This window comes from Pseudomonas putida (genome assembly GCF_002741075.1).
Lineage (GTDB): Bacteria > Pseudomonadota > Gammaproteobacteria > Pseudomonadales > Pseudomonadaceae > Aquipseudomonas > Aquipseudomonas putida_T.
Genome location: NZ_CP016634.1, coordinates 1,087,451 through 1,102,741 on the forward strand (window position 1 = coordinate 1,087,451; position 15,291 = coordinate 1,102,741).

At 64.0% G+C, this 15,291-nt stretch carries 17 protein-coding genes and 1 pseudogene; 8 read left to right on the forward strand and 10 right to left on the reverse strand.

Features of this window, described 5'->3' with window-relative positions; genetic code table 11:
- Nucleotides 1–38 precede the first annotated feature (38 nt).
- Nucleotides 39–935 carry a universal stress protein gene (locus IEC33019_RS05465; RefSeq protein ID WP_070091542.1) on the reverse strand — a complete coding sequence of 299 codons (897 nt, stop codon included), beginning with the start codon at nt 933–935 and terminating at the stop codon, nt 39–41.
- Between the two features lie 163 nt (nt 936–1,098).
- On the opposite strand from IEC33019_RS05465, the gene IEC33019_RS05470 reads away from it, so the two are divergent.
- A complete protein-coding gene (locus IEC33019_RS05470) occupies nt 1,099–1,992 on the forward strand; it encodes a universal stress protein (protein ID WP_070091541.1) in 894 nt (297 codons plus the stop codon).
- Here the strand turns inward: IEC33019_RS05470 and IEC33019_RS05475 are convergent.
- The 8 genes and pseudogenes from IEC33019_RS05475 to IEC33019_RS05510 form a co-directional block, all read right to left on the reverse strand.
- The gene (locus IEC33019_RS05475; protein WP_070091540.1) at nt 1,970–2,566 is read right to left on the reverse strand and encodes a bifunctional pyr operon transcriptional regulator/uracil phosphoribosyltransferase PyrR; all 597 of its coding nucleotides are present in this window, start codon (nt 2,564–2,566) and stop codon (nt 1,970–1,972) included. The two genes, IEC33019_RS05470 and IEC33019_RS05475, sit on opposite strands and share 23 nt — an antisense overlap.
- Before the next feature lie 324 nt (nt 2,567–2,890).
- Complete coding sequence (gene arsJ / locus IEC33019_RS05480) at nt 2,891–4,123, reverse strand: organoarsenical effux MFS transporter ArsJ (RefSeq protein ID WP_070091539.1); 1,233 nt, start codon at nt 4,121–4,123, stop codon at nt 2,891–2,893.
- Between the two features lie 9 nt (nt 4,124–4,132).
- Nucleotides 4,133–5,137, reverse strand: coding sequence for an ArsJ-associated glyceraldehyde-3-phosphate dehydrogenase (locus IEC33019_RS05485; protein WP_070091538.1), 1,005 nt, complete (start codon nt 5,135–5,137; stop codon nt 4,133–4,135).
- Nucleotides 5,138–5,199: 62 nt separating this feature from the next.
- Nucleotides 5,200–5,301, reverse strand: a pseudogene (locus tag IEC33019_RS27710) (arsenical resistance protein ArsH); the annotation flags it as partial.
- Nucleotides 5,302–5,305: 4 nt separating this feature from the next.
- Complete coding sequence (locus tag IEC33019_RS05495; RefSeq protein ID WP_070091537.1) at nt 5,306–5,662, reverse strand: metalloregulator ArsR/SmtB family transcription factor; 357 nt, start codon at nt 5,660–5,662, stop codon at nt 5,306–5,308.
- 103 nt (nt 5,663–5,765) lie between these two features.
- The gene (locus IEC33019_RS05500; RefSeq protein WP_070091536.1) at nt 5,766–7,103 is read right to left on the reverse strand and encodes a c-type cytochrome; all 1,338 of its coding nucleotides are present in this window, start codon (nt 7,101–7,103) and stop codon (nt 5,766–5,768) included.
- A gap of 16 nt (nt 7,104–7,119) precedes the next feature.
- Entirely contained in the window at nt 7,120–9,369 is a 2,250-nt protein-coding gene (locus IEC33019_RS05505) for a xanthine dehydrogenase family protein molybdopterin-binding subunit (protein ID WP_099593151.1), read from the reverse strand.
- A complete protein-coding gene (locus IEC33019_RS05510) occupies nt 9,369–9,824 on the reverse strand; it encodes a (2Fe-2S)-binding protein (RefSeq protein WP_070091534.1) in 456 nt (151 codons plus the stop codon). The genes IEC33019_RS05505 and IEC33019_RS05510 overlap by 1 nt, the downstream gene beginning before the upstream one ends.
- A gap of 318 nt (nt 9,825–10,142) precedes the next feature.
- On the opposite strand from IEC33019_RS05510, the gene IEC33019_RS05515 reads away from it, so the two are divergent.
- The 6 genes from IEC33019_RS05515 to IEC33019_RS27500 all read left to right on the forward strand — a co-directional run bounded on the left by IEC33019_RS05515 (nt 10,143) and on the right by IEC33019_RS27500 (nt 12,625).
- Complete coding sequence (locus tag IEC33019_RS05515; RefSeq protein WP_070091533.1) at nt 10,143–10,433, forward strand: hypothetical protein; 291 nt, start codon at nt 10,143–10,145, stop codon at nt 10,431–10,433.
- A gap of 120 nt (nt 10,434–10,553) precedes the next feature.
- Complete coding sequence (locus IEC33019_RS05520) at nt 10,554–11,018, forward strand: hemerythrin domain-containing protein (protein WP_070091532.1); 465 nt, start codon at nt 10,554–10,556, stop codon at nt 11,016–11,018.
- A gap of 270 nt (nt 11,019–11,288) precedes the next feature.
- On the forward strand, nt 11,289–11,570 hold the full coding sequence (locus tag IEC33019_RS05525; RefSeq protein ID WP_070091531.1) for a DUF6555 family protein: 282 nt from the start codon (nt 11,289–11,291) through the stop codon (nt 11,568–11,570).
- Between the two features lie 18 nt (nt 11,571–11,588).
- The gene (locus IEC33019_RS05530; protein WP_244509703.1) at nt 11,589–12,119 is read left to right on the forward strand and encodes an NUDIX hydrolase; all 531 of its coding nucleotides are present in this window, start codon (nt 11,589–11,591) and stop codon (nt 12,117–12,119) included.
- Between the two features lie 113 nt (nt 12,120–12,232).
- A complete protein-coding gene (locus tag IEC33019_RS05535; RefSeq protein ID WP_070091529.1) occupies nt 12,233–12,466 on the forward strand; it encodes a PLD nuclease N-terminal domain-containing protein in 234 nt (77 codons plus the stop codon).
- Between the two features lie 9 nt (nt 12,467–12,475).
- The gene (locus tag IEC33019_RS27500) at nt 12,476–12,625 is read left to right on the forward strand and encodes a hypothetical protein (RefSeq protein ID WP_170831741.1); all 150 of its coding nucleotides are present in this window, start codon (nt 12,476–12,478) and stop codon (nt 12,623–12,625) included.
- A gap of 19 nt (nt 12,626–12,644) precedes the next feature.
- Here the strand turns inward: IEC33019_RS27500 and IEC33019_RS05540 are convergent, their stop codons facing one another.
- A complete protein-coding gene (locus IEC33019_RS05540; RefSeq protein WP_070091528.1) occupies nt 12,645–13,547 on the reverse strand; it encodes a LysR substrate-binding domain-containing protein in 903 nt (300 codons plus the stop codon).
- A 148-nt stretch (nt 13,548–13,695) separates the two neighbouring features.
- Here IEC33019_RS05540 and IEC33019_RS05545 point away from each other — a divergent pair, with 148 nt between their 5' ends.
- Nucleotides 13,696–15,279, forward strand: a complete 1,584-nt coding sequence (locus IEC33019_RS05545; RefSeq protein WP_070091527.1) for a peptidase M20 — start codon at nt 13,696–13,698, stop codon at nt 15,277–15,279.
- Nucleotides 15,280–15,291 lie beyond the last annotated feature (12 nt).

The following is a 15,291-nucleotide window of genomic DNA, read 5'->3' on the forward strand; positions in this document are numbered from 1 at the left end:
ATTCGGGCCCACGCCCGTCCAGTCTGGCGATTCATCGTTCAACTGTGGATGGCCAGAATGCTGGACTGTACTTTGTACAGGGCCTGCTCGGTGGTGCTGCCGACAACCTTGGTGAGCCCTTCATGGTAGAGCGTCCCCATCACCATCACATCGAAGCCGTGCTGATTGGCGTATTCACTGACCACCTTGCTGGCGGGTCCACGCAACAGATGCAAGTGATCTTGTCGGATGCCGTAGTCGGCCCCCAGCTTTGCCATGCGCTCGCGTGCGCGGCCGGTCATTTCCTCGACCAGCGCCTCGGTCCAGGCCACCGGGGCGGCTGCATAGGCAACGAAACTGGGGCTGGGCTCGTATGCCTGAAGCATGTGCAGTTGCGCTTTACAGCGCTGGGCCAGGGCATGGGCCGCTTGCAGGATGCGATCGTTGAGCTTCTGAATCGTCGGGTCGTTCTCGGCCAGTTCCACAGCGGCAATGATGCGTTGCGGCAGTGTGGGCTCGGCATGGGCTACCAGGTGCAGAGGGATCGGGCAACGGCGCAGCAATTGCCAGTCCAGTGGCGTGAGCAAGGCGCGGCTCAAGGCGGTTTCATGCTTGATGTCCTTGATCACCATCTCCACCCGATGCAGTTGGGCCAGGCGGATCAAGTCCTTGAGCGGATCATCCTCGTCCACTGCTTCGGCGTAGGCGGTGATGCCAAGTGCAGCCAACGCCGTGACTTGTTCGGCCAGCCAGGCCTTGCGATGTTCGGCGTCTTGCTTTCGGGCACTGCTGCGCAGCACCTGGTCTAGCGTCGTCAAGCGGTTTGGCAGTTGGCTCAACACCACAAGGTGCAGGGTAGCCCCCATGCCACTGGCCAGGGCTTGCGCGCGGGCCATGGCGGGCGAGGGGTGCAGACCGGGATGGCAGATCAACAGGAGTCGTGAATAGGTAGTCATGATGGCCTCCTCGGCGATGGCTGCCTTGAGCAAGGCGCATCGGTACAGGCCAAGGGTGACCTATCGGGCCTTTCAAGCCTTGATTTTTATCAAGATTGGCCAAGCCCACAGTTCCGATAATGACGGGGCTGCGAGTGTCTACCCTCGCCTCGGGAGGTGACTGATGAGCCCGTACCGTCGGATTCTCGTGATCATGACCAAAACCGAGCCGCGTCCGGCCGCCTTGCGCCGGGCCCTGGCGCTGGCGGACGCGTCGGGTGCTGCGTTGCATGTTCTCGCTGTCCATGAACCCGCTGAGCTGCAATTGCACCATGCGCTGCAGGAACCCGCTGTCTCGACCGCAGCGTTCGCACATTTCAGCGCCGAGCTCAAAGCATTGCTGGACGAGCAGGGCGCCCACCAGACTCGCCCATCGTTCGAGGCCGTTCAGACCCTCGACGCGCGTGATTTCATCCCCGCCTATATCGCGAAGTTCGCACCTGATCTGGTGATCAAGGATTGTCCTGTCAGCTCGATGGTCGACCAGATCGCACAGACCTCCCTCGACTACGCGCTATTGCATGCTGGCCAAGGGGCGTTCCAGTTCGTGCCGGCCAATGCCCCTGCCATGCCGGCTCAGGTGTTGATCGCGGTGGATGTAGCCAGTCCGCAGCCCGCTCAGCAGGCGCTCAACCACCAGTTGGTTGAGGCCGGTCAGCAGCTGGCGCGTCTGTGCAAGGGACAGGCTCACTTGTTGTCGGCCTATGACCTGCCCATGGCCATGCTGGCCAATGCGGCGCTTGCCGAACCATGGGCGCAGGAGGTGCGCGAGTCACTGCGGGTTCCGTTCGATGCCCTGGCCGATGCGCACGGCATTGCCTATTCGCATCGGTACTTCGTCGAGGGGGCACCGCTGCGCACCATCAAGGCACACATCAGCTCGCTGATGATCGATGTGGTCGTGGTGGGGGTGGTGCAGCCCAAACGCTGGGCCAAGCTGATTGGGGACACCACCGACAGACTCCTTGGCAATGCCCCCTGCAGCATTCTGGCGATCAGGCCGAAACCTGCCGGCTGACCGTGGCGGTGCTGTGCGCTTGGCCATGGCGCACCACTTCAATACAAAAGTCGGCTTCATAGGGCGGAACGTGGCACTCGATGATGTCTTGCGCGGCCACCTGCAAATGGACGCCGACAATGTCTGCATGGACTGGTTGGCGGCAGACGTGCCGGTCGACGAGTACGGCGCTCAGTACGCGGCGCGCACCCAACTGAGCCAGGTAGGCACAGGTGCGCAGCAACGAATGCCCTTCATAGAGCACGTCGTCGACCACCAGCAAGGTGGTCTCGGCCAGGTTCAAGGTGTCGAGCGAGGGGTTTTCGATGAGCTGCGTATGGGCATGCAGAAGGGTGAGGTCGTCCGCGTAGCGCTTGACCTTGATAGGGTAAAGCGGCAAGGGAGGCTGCCCGGTCAGTTGCTGGATATGCTCTTGTAGACGACGAGCCAGCGGTTCACCACGGCGCTGTATGCCGATCAGGGCAGCTTGGGACGGCGGCAGGCATGCCGTGGCCTGGCGTGCCATCGCCCGCAGCACGCCCTCGAGGTCGTCTGCATCGTACAGGCGTGTTCTTGAAGGGGCGGGAGAGTTCATCGGGCGTACTCCGAAGCAAAGGGACGTCACGCCTTACCTTAGTCGGCGAAGTCCAGGCTGTTTTGACAAAGGTTAAGTCTTGGGCAGTTCGTCAAACCGGTAGATTGCAGCTGCCAGCGCCCCGGTGTTCACGGAACAGAACGCTGAGGCCCATTTCATCGGGTTCTCGGAGCGTGCCGGTGTGGCGTTGGGCTTGGTGGTTGCGGCGTGCCTGCGTGAAACGGCGCTGGCGCGTTGCGAGCTGAGCGAGCCCGCGCCCACGGAATGGCCTTGATCCCGAGACGCCAGCCTGAAATCGAGCCCGTCACTGCCCCGCACTACCTGCTAGTGCAGGGCAGTGACCCCTTGGGCGTGCCGTGGCAACGCGATTGAAATCAAGGCCGCCAGCAGCACGCAAGCCGAGGAGATCCACAGGCAAGCCACAAGGCCATACGCCTGGAACACCCACCCCGAAAGCAGGGTGCCGACCAGCCGCCCCAGGGCGTTGGACATGTAGTAGAAGCCCACATCCAACGATACGCCGTCCTCCTTGGCATAGCTGACGATCAGGTAGCTGTGCAGCGATGAATTCACCGCGAACAGCACACCGAACAGCATCAAACCGCCGAGTAGCACGGCCTGGGCCGGCACTCCGGCAGTCAGGCCCAAGGCAATCAGTGCGGGCAGCCCGGCCAAGGCAATGGCCCACGTGAAAGCCGCTCGGCCGTCCGGCACATGGCCATGCTTCTTGCCGGTAATGTAGGGGGCAAACGACTGGACGATGCCGTAGCCGATGATCCAGACGGCCAGGAAACCGCCGACCTTCCAGAAATCCCAGCCAAAGGCGGTGCTCAGGTACACCGGTAACGCCACGACGAACCACACATCGCGGGCGCTGAAGAGAAACAAGCGTGCCGCCGAGAGGATGTTGATCGCCCGGCTTTTGGACAGCATGTCGCGGAACTTCGGCTTGGCCTTGGCTTTGCCAAGGTCCTTCTTCAGCAGGACCAGGCTGGCGATCCAGATCAAGGCGAGGACCGCCGCCATGGCCAGCACCGCCAGGGTGAAACCGAGCAGTGCGAGCAGTGCGCCGCCCAGGAAGAAACCCACGCCCTTGAGCGCATTCTTCGAGCCTGTGAGGACGGCCACCCACTTGTAGAGCGTGCCTTGCTGGCTGTCCGGCACCAGAAGCTTGAGGGTGCTTTTGGCACTCATCTTGTTCAGGTCCTTGGCGATGCCGGACAGCGCCTGGGCGGTCATCACCCATGGCACCGTCAGCCAGGCAGCCGGCACCGTGAGCATCAGCAAGGCCAGCACCTGTAGGCCCAGGCCGATGTTCATGGTGCGATTGAGCCCCAGGCGGGCGCCGAGGTAGCCACCCACCAGGTTGGTGATCACGCCGAACACTTCGTAGAACAGGAACAGCGCCGCGATCTGCAGCGGCGTGTAGCCCAGGGTATGGAAATGCAAGACCACCAACATGCGCAGGGCGCCGTCGGTGAGGGTGAAGGCCCAGTAGTTGCCGGTCACCAGCAGGTACTGACGCACTTCCAGAGACAGGGCTGACAGCGCCTTCATGATCGTTGCTTACTCCGCCGCGCCGACCAGCCGTGCCAGTTCCGCTGCGCGGTTGGCGTAGCCCCACTCGTTGTCGTACCAGGCGTAGAGTTTCACCTGGGTACCGTTGACCACCAGGGTGGACAGCGCATCGATGATCGAGGAGCGCGGATCGGTGCGGTAGTCGATGGACACCAGCGGACGCTCTTCGTAGCCCAGGATGTCCTTCAATGGGCCCTCGGCAGCGGCTTTGAGCAGTGCGTTGACCTCTTGGGCCGTGGTCGCACGTTCCACCTCGAACACGCAGTCGGTCAGCGAGGCATTGGCCAGCGGTACGCGCACGGCGTGACCGTTCAGCTTACCGCGCAGTTCGGGGAAGATCTCGGCGATCGCTGTGGCCGAACCGGTGGTGGTCGGGATCAGGCTCATGCCCGAGGCACGGGCGCGGCGCAGGTCCTTGTGCGGCGTGTCGAGAATGCTCTGGGTGTTGGTCAGGTCATGGATGGTGGTGATCGAGCCATGGCGGATGCCCAGGTGCTGGTGAATCACCTTGACCACTGGTGCCAGGCAGTTGGTGGTGCAGGAGGCGGCGGTGACGATGCGGTGCAAGGCCGGGTCGAACAGGTGCTGGTTGACGCCCATCACCACGTTCAGTGCGCCTTTTTCCTTGACCGGGGCACAGACCACCACGCGTTTGACGCCCTGGTCCAGGTAGGCCTGAAGCACGGCCACCGACTTCATCTTGCCGCTGGCTTCGATGACCAGGTCGCAGCCCGACCAATCGGTGTCGGCAATCGCCTTGTTGGCGGTGACCTTGATGCGCTTGCCCTCGATCACCACCGCGTCGCCTTCGGCACTGGCTTCGTGGTGCCAGCGCCCGTGGACCGAGTCGAAGTTGATCAGATGTGCGTGGGTTGCGGCATCACCGGCCGGGTCATTGATCTGGACGAACTCGAATTCTGGCCACGCCCAGGACGCGCGCAGCGCCAGGCGACCGATACGTCCAAAACCATTGATGCCTACTTTGATTGTCATGTGCTTGTGCTCGTAGTGCGGTAAGCCCACCTCCAAGGGAAGTGGGGGAGGTCATGAGGGGCTCAGATAGAACGTTGATTGACGCGCCTGGACAGTTCCTCTGCCGACGCCTTGCGCTCGGAATAGCGCTCGACCAGGTAATCGGCGCGGTCGCGCAGCAGCAGTCCATCAGCAGCAGGAGGCAGCGCGCTGGGGGCGCTCGCCCATGGCATCCAGGCGTCGGGTGCTGGTGCTCAGCCATTCGCGGTTGGCCTCCAGCGTGGTTGCCAGCACTTCACGGACCCAGGTAGGCAATGCGGGATGCAACCGGTAGTAGACCCACTGGCCCTGACGGCGGTCTTCCAGCAGGCCACAGGTGCGAAGTTGCGCCAGGTGGCGTGACACCTTGGGTTGGCTTTCTTCCAAGGCACAGATCAATTCGCACACGCAGAGTTCTTCCTCGCGCGCGATCAGCAGCATCATGCGCACACGGTTCTCGTCGGCGAGGCACTTGAAAACCTGGGTGGGCGACAAGGGGTCAATCATGGCGGCTCTCATGGGCTGATGAGCACAAGTCTCGGTGGATATATGATTTTTTGAATATACGCTTTATCGAATATATCTCAAGCCCCCGCTGATGGAGGGCCACTCAGCGCATGTGCAGGATGATCGGGCTGCTGCTGGCCGGGTCGGTGTGCCCGCGTAGCTTGCCGACCGCCTGAGCCTGCACCGCGCCACCGTGGTTGCCCCAGGCGCTACGCATGAACGTCAGGACATCGGCGATCTGCTGGTCCGACAATTGCTCGCGGAACGCCGGCATCCGGTAGGCGTCCGGTTGGCCTTGGGCGACGACCCGTTGCGAGCCGTTGAGGGTGATGTTGATGGCCGAGGCGTCTTCCTTGGCCAGCGCCGAGGTGGCCCCGGCCAGGGGCGGCATCCATTCGGCCTGGCCCTTGCCATCGAGGCCATGGCAGGAGGCGCAGCGGGTGAGGTAGGTCTGGGCGCCTGGGGAATCCAGGTGCGCCGCGGGCAAGGCCTGGTATTGCCAGGGCGCGCCGTCGCGTTGACGGTCGCCCGGCAAAGACTTCAGATAGCGCGCGATCGCCGTCAGGTCCTCATCGCTCATGAATTGGGTGGAGTTGTTGAAGGCTTCGGTCATCGAGCCGAACACCACGGCATGCGGGTTTCGCCCGGTCTTGAGGAACCGCACGATGTCCGCCTCGCTCCAGCGCCCAAGGCCGGTGTTGTGGTCACCGCGCAGGCTCGGGGCATACCAGCCATCGAGCAGGGCACCGGCCAGGAACGGCGCGCCGCGCTCATCCAGAGCCTTCTCGTTGAAGGCCAGGCCCCGAGGGGTATGGCAACTGCCGCAATGGCCTGGGCCTTGGACGATATAGGCGCCACGGTTCCACAGTGCATCCTGCGCGGGTTTGGCCGCATAGGGGGTGGTGGGCGAGAACAGGCCGTTCCACAGGGCGATGGGCCAGCGCAGGTTCAGCGGCCAGGGAATATCGCTCTGGATGTTGGCCTGGTTGACCGGCTGTACGCCGTGCATGAAGAAGGCATACAGCGCCTTGACGTCGTCGTCGCTGAGCTTGGCGTAGGAAGGGTAGGGCATGGCCGGGTACAACCGTCGGCCTCCCGGGGCGACGCCCTGGCGCACGGCGCGGTCGAAGTCGGCCAGGCTGTAGGAACCGATGCCGGTCTGTCGGTCCGGGGTGATGTTGGTGGCGTGGATCGAGCCCAGCGGCGTGGCCATTTCCAGGCCGCCGGCGAACGGCTTGCCCGTCGGCAGGCTGTGGCACGCGACGCAGTCGCTCAGGCGCGCGACGTACTCGCCACGACTGACCAGCGCTGCGTCGGGCGGCGCCTCGCCGGCCAGGGGCGAGCCGGGCTCACGGGTGACGTACCAGGCCAACAGGCCTGCCGTGACCAGACACGGCAGGGCCAGCCAGCGGGCGGCGGTTGCGAGTCGGCGATTGTGCATGGGTGGCCCCTGCGAGTCAGCTGAAGGTATAGCGACTAAGCGGCATGCTGCGAATGCGCTGGCCGGTCAGCCGCGCCACCGCGTTGGCCACGGCAGGCGCCACCGCCGGTAGCGGTGGCTCGCCGATCCCGCCCATTTTCGCGCCGCTCTCGACGACGCGCACATGCACCCGCGCCATGCGCGAAGGCGGCAGCACCGGATACAGGTCGTAGTTGCGCGCTCGCGGCATGCCGTTGTGCCAGACGGCTTCTTCCAGCAGCACCTGGGACAACCCAAGGGCCACCGCGCCGTTGACCTGGGCTTCGATGATCGCCGGGTTGACGATGCTGCCCGGGTCGATCGCCTGCCAGATGTCGTGCACCTTGACCTGGCCGTTCTCGATCGACACCTCAGCGATCACCGCCGCCTCGGAACCGAACGGCGAGGCCATGGCCACGCCACGGGCGCGCTTACTGCCATCCTCGGCGGTGAAGGGGCCGCGCGTCCAACCGCCGGACAGCTCGCCAACCGCCTGCAGCAGCGTAGTCAGGCGCGCGTTGCCCTGCAGCAGGTGCAGGCGCAACGCGTACGGGTCCTGGCCGCCCTTGTCGGCCAGTTCGTCGAGGAAGGCCTCGTAGAAGAAGTCGTTGAGCGAATTGCCCACCGAGCGCCAGTAGCCGAGCATGGCCGGTCCTTTGACGTAGACCTGGGCGATGCGCGTGTTGGCGATGGCGTAGGCCTTGCCCGACAGCCCTTCGAGTGCGGTGGGGTCCAGTTGCTCGCCCTGCTTGCCGGCGATGGCTTCGGTGGGGCCTTCGGTGGCGCTCACCGCTTCAAGCGCCACCGGCAGGCCTTTGTCATCGAGCCCTGCGCGGAACTTGACCACGGCGACGGGGCGCAGCACATCGCGTAGGAATTCTTCCTCGCGCGTCCAGATCACCTTGACTGGGCGTCCGACCGCCTTGGCCAGCGCGATGGCCTGGGGGTAGGGGTTGGCTGAGTCATAGAGGAAATGCCGGCCGAAGAAGCCGCCGAGCAAGGGCGAATGCAGGGTGATCCTTACAGGGTCGAGCCCGCTGCGCTTGGCGATGTCGTCACGGAACATGTCCGGCGCCTGATTCGGCAGCCACACCTCCAGAGAACCGTCGGGGTTGAAGCGCGCCGTCGCCGATGGCGGTTCCAGTTGGGCATGGTTGAGGTACTGATTGTGGTAGGTGGCCTCGACCGTGGTCTTGGCGCTGGCCAGGGCTGCGGCCACATCGCCGTGCTTTTCGTCATCACGGCCTGGGCCCGGTTGGGCCGCCAGGTGCTCACGCCAGGCATCGCTGGAAAAATCCTTGGGCATGGGCCTTACGGTCGACTCCGGGCCTGGCTCCTGCCAGTCGACCTGAAGTGCCTCCGCCGCGCGCTTGGCGTGCCACCAGCGCTCGGCGACCACCGCGACCGCGCCGGGCAACGTGTGCACCGAATGCACGCCTTTCATGGCCTTGACCTGGTCTTCGTTGCGTAGGGTGCCGACGGTCATCCCCAGGCGTGGTGCATGCTGCACGGCTGCCTGAAGCATGCCGTCGACGTGGGTGTCGATGCTGTACTGGGCCTTGCCGGTGGACTTGTCGTAGGCGTCGACGCGCTTGACGGGCTTGCCGATCCAGCGGAACTGGCTGGGGTCGCGCAGCGTGACGCTGGTCGGGTCCGGCACGGGCAGGTCCATGGCGCGCCCGGCCAGCTCGCCATAGGTGATGCTGCGGCCAGAGGCGCCATGGATGACCTTGCCAGGCTCGGTGGACAGCTCGCCCACCGGAACGCCGAAGTGCTCGGCGCCGGCCTGCAACAGCATGGCGCGGGCCAGGGCTCCGAGGCGGCGCATGGTCGGGTAGCTCATGCGCACCGACATGCTGCCACCGGTGATGCGCATGCCGTTCTCCATCACCACGTAGGCCTCGCCGGGTGGGGCGCTGTCGACCACGAATGTGGCCGGGTCGGCATCCAGTTCCTCGCCGACGATCTGCGCCATGGCGGTGTAGGTGCCTTGGCCACCTTCCATGAACGGGCTGAGCAGGCGCACGGTGTTGTCCGGGCGAATCTCCAGGAAGGCCGGCACCTGGGTGCCGCGCTCAGGGCTGCTGGCGGCGGCCGCCTGGACCCGGGGCGAACCCAGGGGCAGGCCGAACCCCAGCACCAGCGCACCGACGGCGGTGCCGGCGAGAAAGCGCCGACGCGACAGGTTGACGGTTTCGCCGGCCGCCAGGTTGAACAGCTCTTCGGGGGTGTCGAGGGGCGTCTTCATCAGGCTTTACCCCCTTGGGCCAGGTCGTGCATGGCGGCGTGGATGGCGTTGTAGGTGCCGCAGCGGCACAGGTTGACCATCGCCGCGTTGATCTGCTCTTCGCTGGGCTTGGGCGTGTGCTTGAGCAGCGCGGTGGCCGCCATCACCTGGCCGGACTGGCAATAGCCGCACTGGGCCACCTGATGCTCGACCCACGCCGCCACCACGCGCTTGCCCACCTCATCGGCCTCGATCGCCTCGATGGTGGTCACCTCCCGCCCGACCACACCGGCCACCGGCGTGACGCAGGCGCGCACCACGTTGCCGTCTACCAGCACCGAACAGGCGCCGCACTGGGCCAGGCCGCAGCCGTACTTGGTGCCGGTCAGCCCCAAATCGTCGCGGATCACCCACAGCAGCGGCGTGTCGGCTTCGGCATCGACCTGATAGGTCTTTTGGTTGATTTTCAGCTCCATGGCTCACCCGTAATCAGTCGGTTGATGTGTCGATTCTTAGAGGCAGGAGGGCAGGGCACCCAATCAGGAAACGCTAGCACAGACGCAGCGCAGCATAGCCCTACGGCCATCGAAGGCGCTCAAGGTTCACGCCCCATGGCGCACAGGCCGCTGGATTCCAGTCGGCAGTATTAAGCCGATGCCGCATGATCATGAGTCTGATTGCAGGGTAGCCCACCGGTTGTCTGATTCAGTTCTCATTCCTACCCGCTGCGGTTGCTTACCCAGGCGATTTCGATAGGGTGACCCTCTTGGACAGGAGCGTCGCAGGAGGCCGACATGCGTATAAGGGGTAATGTGTTTTGGAACTGGGCGGATGCGACCCTTCATCACCGCACGCACCAGGAAGCGCTCGACGATGGCACCAGTGTCGATGTGCAGGTGAGGTTGTCCCGCACTGGGGCGACGCAATTGTTCGTCGGGGTGTATGCGCGCGGCGGCAAGTCCTTGCACGAAGAGGCCTTCGATGCTCGCCCAGGCGAGACCATGACCCGGGCGCTGGCCTGGGGGGTGGGGCGCGCCAGGTGGATCGCCAGCGAAGGTGTTGCGACACCCGCCTGCGCCAAGTGACCGACGCCACACTTCGCGGCCGGTGCGCTGCCATTTATCGGCCACTGCGAACCGACATCACGGGCGCTGACTCCACACAGGGCAAGTCTTTGTATTCCCATCGACTGATGAGGCCCGACAATGAATGCCATCGAACTGCTGATCCAGGATCATGAAACCGTCAAGAAGCTGCTCGAAGAGCTGTCCGCCACCACCGAGCGCGCCGTGAAAAAGCGCGGGGAACTGCTCGCGCGCATCGAGCACGAGCTGCAGGTCCATACGGCCCTCGAAGAGCAGATCCTCTACCCGGCCATCAAGCAGGCCGGGGGCAAGGAAGAGGAGAAGATGTACTACGAGGCCAAGGAAGAACACCGCACGGTCGATTCGCTGGTCTTGCCCGACTTGCTGCAGACCGACACCGGCACTGTGGAATTCGCAGGCCGGGTCAAGGTGATGAAAGAGCTGCTGGAGCACCATATCGAGGAAGAGGAAGGCGAGCTCTTTCCGACCGCCAAGAAGCTGCTGGGCAAGCAGGCGCTCGAGGAGATGGGCGTCGCCATGCAGGCCCACAAGAAGATGTTAAAGGCCGACCAGAAAGCCGCCTGACGCCCCCTGCGCGACCGGGTAGCCGGTCGCGTCTCATTTTCTCGACAGGAGCGCCATTCATGGCCAGTCATCTGTTTCTGATCAGCTATGAGACCGGATAGTAGTCCGCACCGGCGACCCGCCCGGTCGGCGAGGCGGCGCAGGTCGCGCCAGTTCACGGAAGGGGGGCCAGCGGTCGTTTTCGAGGGCTGGCCACAGTCAGTGAATCTCGAATGAATTTTTTTCCCCTGCGCCTGCTCCATAGGCTTGGAACCACTGAGGAGGCGGGTGATGGCAGGGCAGCAATTGTTTGTGATCGAGTACGAGCTTCATGGCCAATACCGCACGTTCATTATTCGCCTGGAGCGCATGGACAATGCCGAGGCCTGGCACTGGGCCTGTTGCGACGCTGGCGTTGGGATCATCCCGCGGTTCGGCCAGCACACGATCAAGAAGGTCAGCCGGCCCATGGCCGAGCGCTACGGCCTGGCCAACGTGCGTTGGCGTCCAGCGGGGCAGGGGCCCGAGTTCGTCGCCCCGCCCATCGATGTGAAGAAGTTCAACGGCTCGTGAGCCCGAGGGCAAGGATCAATGGCCATCGTCGGACGGATGAGCCGGTATGTGTCCCTTCGCTTGAACGGGGCGTCATGTGTGCAGGTCTTCAGGGAAGAAGCGCCATCCCATGCGCTGCCGATACCCGAACCTTGCCGTCAGAAACGCCGTATGCCTGCAAAGAACACCCGCACAGCCAAAGCCCGCGCCACGATCATCTGTCTACGCAGCGGAAAGGTCCTGCTCGTGCGCAAGAAAGGCGGGAGGTGGAACCTGCCCGGCGGCGTCATCGAGCCGGGCGAGACGCCGGAAGAGGCCGCCATCAGAGAGTTGTGCGAGGAAGCCTCCTTGCGTTGGCAGGGCTTGCATGCGCTATGCATGTTGCCGGTTGGCAATGTGCTTCATCACCTGTTCACGGCTAACCTCGGCGAGCAGGAGCGGGCCATTCCCAGCAACGAAATCGTGGCCTGTAAATGGGTCCGACGCAGCGCGCTGGCTCGCATGGAACTGAGCAGCGCCACTGCAGCCCTGCTGGCCAAGAATCTGCCGGTCTTGTCGGCCACGGTGTGACGGCGGCGATCCACTCATCCGTGCCGAACAAAGCCGTCTGAACTTTGCGCTGCCGCGCGCCTTCCTCTGTTCACACCCTTGGGTTTCTCCAAGCCCGAAAAACGGAGGCGGATATGAGTGATCCTGTCACGTATTTCTGGATCGCCCTGGTGGCGATCATTCTGCTGGTCGATCTCTGGGCCATCGTCAGCGTTTTCCGCAGCGACAAGTCCGACGCCACCAAAGTGCTGTGGTCGTTGCTGCTGGTGCTGTTCCCGGTGATCGGGCTGGCCATCTGGGGCGTTGCCGGGCCGCGCGGCATCAAGCGTGGCACGGGCCCGACCTCGCCTGAACACAGCAAGGGATAGGAGATGACGATGACCGAACCTGTCCGTGAACCCGCCAAGCGCCAGCCCAAAGGTGAGGCCGAGCGCGACAACGATGCCCATCGCCCCGATGGCTCGACCGGCACCGCGCACGACTCCACGGCGCAAAAGGCCGCGCGGGGCAAAGGCAAGCGCCACTGAATCTGGTGATCAGCCGCGGCTAAAGCTCCACCCAGGCCTGGCGCGAGGCCTGCAGCTGGGTCTTGATCCAGTTGGTGAAGGCAAGGACCGCAGGTCGCTCGCATTTCTGCGGATCGGTGACCAGGTAATAGCCCCGGTGGGAATTGATGACGATATCGAAGGGGCGTACCAGCAGGCCCTTGGTCATGGAGTCGCCGCACAACAGGTTGTCCCCCATGGCCACACCTTGGGCCGCGATGCAGGCCGCCTGTGCGCAGTGTGCATCGGAAAACACGATGCCGGTCGCCACGTTGAGCTCCGGGGTGTTCGCTGCCGCCTGCCACACGCGCCAGTCGCTGTAGTCGCTCATGTGCAACAGTGGGAACGCCGCCAGATCCTGCGGCGTCTTGAGCCCGCCCAGGGCGTTGATCAGCCGGGGGCTGCAGACCGGGAAGTAGTTCAGTGCCGCGATCTGCTCGACCTTCATCTCTGGCCAGTCGCCGATGCCGTAGGAAATGAACAGGTCGGCAGTGTGATTGCTGACATCGTCCGCCGACGTCGGCGTGACCATGTGCAGTTGTACCTGGGGATACTCCTTCACGAAGCCGCCGATGTGATGGCACAGCCAGTAGGTCGAAAAGCCTGAGCTGCAACTGACGCACAGCTTGCCGTAGACCTCCTGGTCATCCACTCGTCGCCCGGCATCTTCCAGGTTGGCCAGAAACCGTTGGATTTCCCGCGCGTAGCGTTCACCGCGAAACGTCAGCGAAATGCCCCGGCCCTGGCGCTCGGTCAGGGCGAACCCGAGGGTCTCTTCCATACCGGTGATCTGGTGGCTGATCGCGCTGCGGGTGAGGTTCAGCTCAAGAGCCGCAGCGGTCACGCTGCCCAGTCGGGCAACCGCTTCCAGAGCGCGTAACGCAGGCATCGAGGGCAGACGCATAGGGGGCTCCAAACACTGAATGTTGAACAAATATAAACATTAATGGCGAAATAAATCGATTGTCGTATTTGTGGAGTCAACAATACTAGGCAGGCCCTGCTGGCCTGAGCCGCTCTGCGGGGTCATAAACCAATAAGGAATGCCCTCCATGATCGAGCCCAAGGCTTTTGCCCAGAACTGGGTGGAGCAACAGCACAAGACCCTGTCCGACTGGCACCAGGTGATCTGGCATTACGCCGAGCCGGCCTTTCGTGAATACAAATCCTGCGCCTGGTACGTCGAGTTGCTGCGCAAGGAAGGGTTCGAGGTGGAGCAAGGCAGCGGGGGGATGCCCACGGCGTTCTGCGCGACCTTTCGCAATGGTGACGGCCCGGTGCTGGCGACCTACGCCGAGTACGACGCGGTGCCGGGCAACAACCAGGCGGCGACCACGCGGCGCCAGCCGCGCGAAGGCCTTTCGCGTTTCGCGCCGGGCCATACCGACCCCCATTCGGCGCTCGGCATCAGCGCCCTGGGCGGGCTGTTGGCGGCCAAGGCCGCCATGCTCGAATACGGTATCCAGGGCACGCTGAAGTTCTTCGGGGAGCCTGCGGAAAAGCTGCGCGCCTCCAAGCCTGTGCATGCCGCCAAGGGATACTACGACGACCTGGACGCGGCCATCAGCTTTCATCCCACGTATATGTTGCCGTTGAACAACACCACCACCTGGGACACCCACTGCGGCATCGCCTACGCCTATATCTACACCTTCACCTGCCAGGCGCCGCAGGACTGGATCGCCTCGGACAAGTACAGCCCCATCCCGCAGAACCACCTGGCGGCGCGGGCACCCGGCGCCAACGACGCCCTGGTGCACTTCTACACGCTCAACGAAAGCATGCGTCGCTCCACGCTGCCGTTCACCGGCCTGTGGAGTTTCAACGAGGCGATCCTGACCGCAGGCCAGGCCACGGCCGACAACCTGCCGCCGCATATTGCCCAGATCCAGTACCTGTCCCGTTGCGACTCGATCGAACAGGCAGAAACCATTTCTCAGGTGATGGACAACAATGCCGCCGCCGCAGCGCTGGCCACCGGCTGCCAATGGAAGAAGACCTGGGTGTGCAAGTCCCGTGGCGGGCTGCCCAACCATGTGCTGGCGCAAGCCACCTACGACAATCTGCAGGCCATCGGTGCCCCGACCTGGGACGATGAGGCCATTGCCATTGCCCGGCAAATCCAGGACAACCTAGGGCTCGAGCCCATGGCCCGTCCGTTCTTGCCCGATACCGAAACCTTGATCGACCCGCAGGCCTGCGAGCGCCTGCTGCGCGAGCAGATGCCGGCCTGGCAGAAGCACCTGACCTCCGACGACTACCCCGAATACACCTGGCATTGCCCGACGGTGCGCCTGCTGGTGGCCCGTCCGATGCTCTCGGCGCCGCCTGGCTATACGTACCCGGACTGGGTGCCCAATGCCCTGGGCGGTATCCGCCAGACCATCGACCCGATGATCCAGGTGGCGGCCAAGACCATAGGCGCCACCCTGGTCGAGCTGTTCACGTGCCCCGGTCTGCTGGCCGCCGCCCGCGAAGAATTCATCGAGCGTACTGGCGGCGGCATTGGCGGTACACGCTGGCAAGCCCCGCTGCTGCCCAAGGACTTCAAGGTCCCCCATGACTTCCGTTGGCCCGAATACATCCGCACCGCACGTGGTGAAGAGTGGTGGATTCCCGCTCGGGACGACGAATAGCCGATCGGCGAA

Coding starts and splice junctions, on each gene's coding strand:
- IEC33019_RS05470 (WP_070091541.1), top strand. CDS start 1,099: ATGAGCCCGTACCGTCGGATTCTCGTGATCATGACCAAAACCGAGCCG.
- IEC33019_RS05495 (WP_070091537.1), bottom strand. CDS start 5,662: ATGATTGACCCCTTGTCGCCCACCCAGGTTTTCAAGTGCCTCGCCGAC.
- IEC33019_RS05530 (WP_244509703.1), top strand. CDS start 11,589: ATGGCCATCGTCGGACGGATGAGCCGGTATGTGTCCCTTCGCTTGAAC.
- IEC33019_RS05505 (WP_099593151.1), bottom strand. CDS start 9,369: ATGAAGACGCCCCTCGACACCCCCGAAGAGCTGTTCAACCTGGCGGCC.
- IEC33019_RS05500 (WP_070091536.1), bottom strand. CDS start 7,103: ATGCACAATCGCCGACTCGCAACCGCCGCCCGCTGGCTGGCCCTGCCG.
- IEC33019_RS05485 (WP_070091538.1), bottom strand. CDS start 5,137: ATGACAATCAAAGTAGGCATCAATGGTTTTGGACGTATCGGTCGCCTG.
- arsJ (WP_070091539.1), bottom strand. CDS start 4,123: ATGAAGGCGCTGTCAGCCCTGTCTCTGGAAGTGCGTCAGTACCTGCTG.
- IEC33019_RS27500 (WP_170831741.1), top strand. CDS start 12,476: ATGACCGAACCTGTCCGTGAACCCGCCAAGCGCCAGCCCAAAGGTGAG.
- IEC33019_RS05540 (WP_070091528.1), bottom strand. CDS start 13,547: ATGCGTCTGCCCTCGATGCCTGCGTTACGCGCTCTGGAAGCGGTTGCC.
- IEC33019_RS05515 (WP_070091533.1), top strand. CDS start 10,143: ATGCGTATAAGGGGTAATGTGTTTTGGAACTGGGCGGATGCGACCCTT.
- IEC33019_RS05510 (WP_070091534.1), bottom strand. CDS start 9,824: ATGGAGCTGAAAATCAACCAAAAGACCTATCAGGTCGATGCCGAAGCC.
- IEC33019_RS05525 (WP_070091531.1), top strand. CDS start 11,289: ATGGCAGGGCAGCAATTGTTTGTGATCGAGTACGAGCTTCATGGCCAA.
- IEC33019_RS05535 (WP_070091529.1), top strand. CDS start 12,233: ATGAGTGATCCTGTCACGTATTTCTGGATCGCCCTGGTGGCGATCATT.
- IEC33019_RS05465 (WP_070091542.1), bottom strand. CDS start 935: ATGACTACCTATTCACGACTCCTGTTGATCTGCCATCCCGGTCTGCAC.
- IEC33019_RS05475 (WP_070091540.1), bottom strand. CDS start 2,566: ATGAACTCTCCCGCCCCTTCAAGAACACGCCTGTACGATGCAGACGAC.
- IEC33019_RS05545 (WP_070091527.1), top strand. CDS start 13,696: ATGATCGAGCCCAAGGCTTTTGCCCAGAACTGGGTGGAGCAACAGCAC.
- IEC33019_RS05520 (WP_070091532.1), top strand. CDS start 10,554: ATGAATGCCATCGAACTGCTGATCCAGGATCATGAAACCGTCAAGAAG.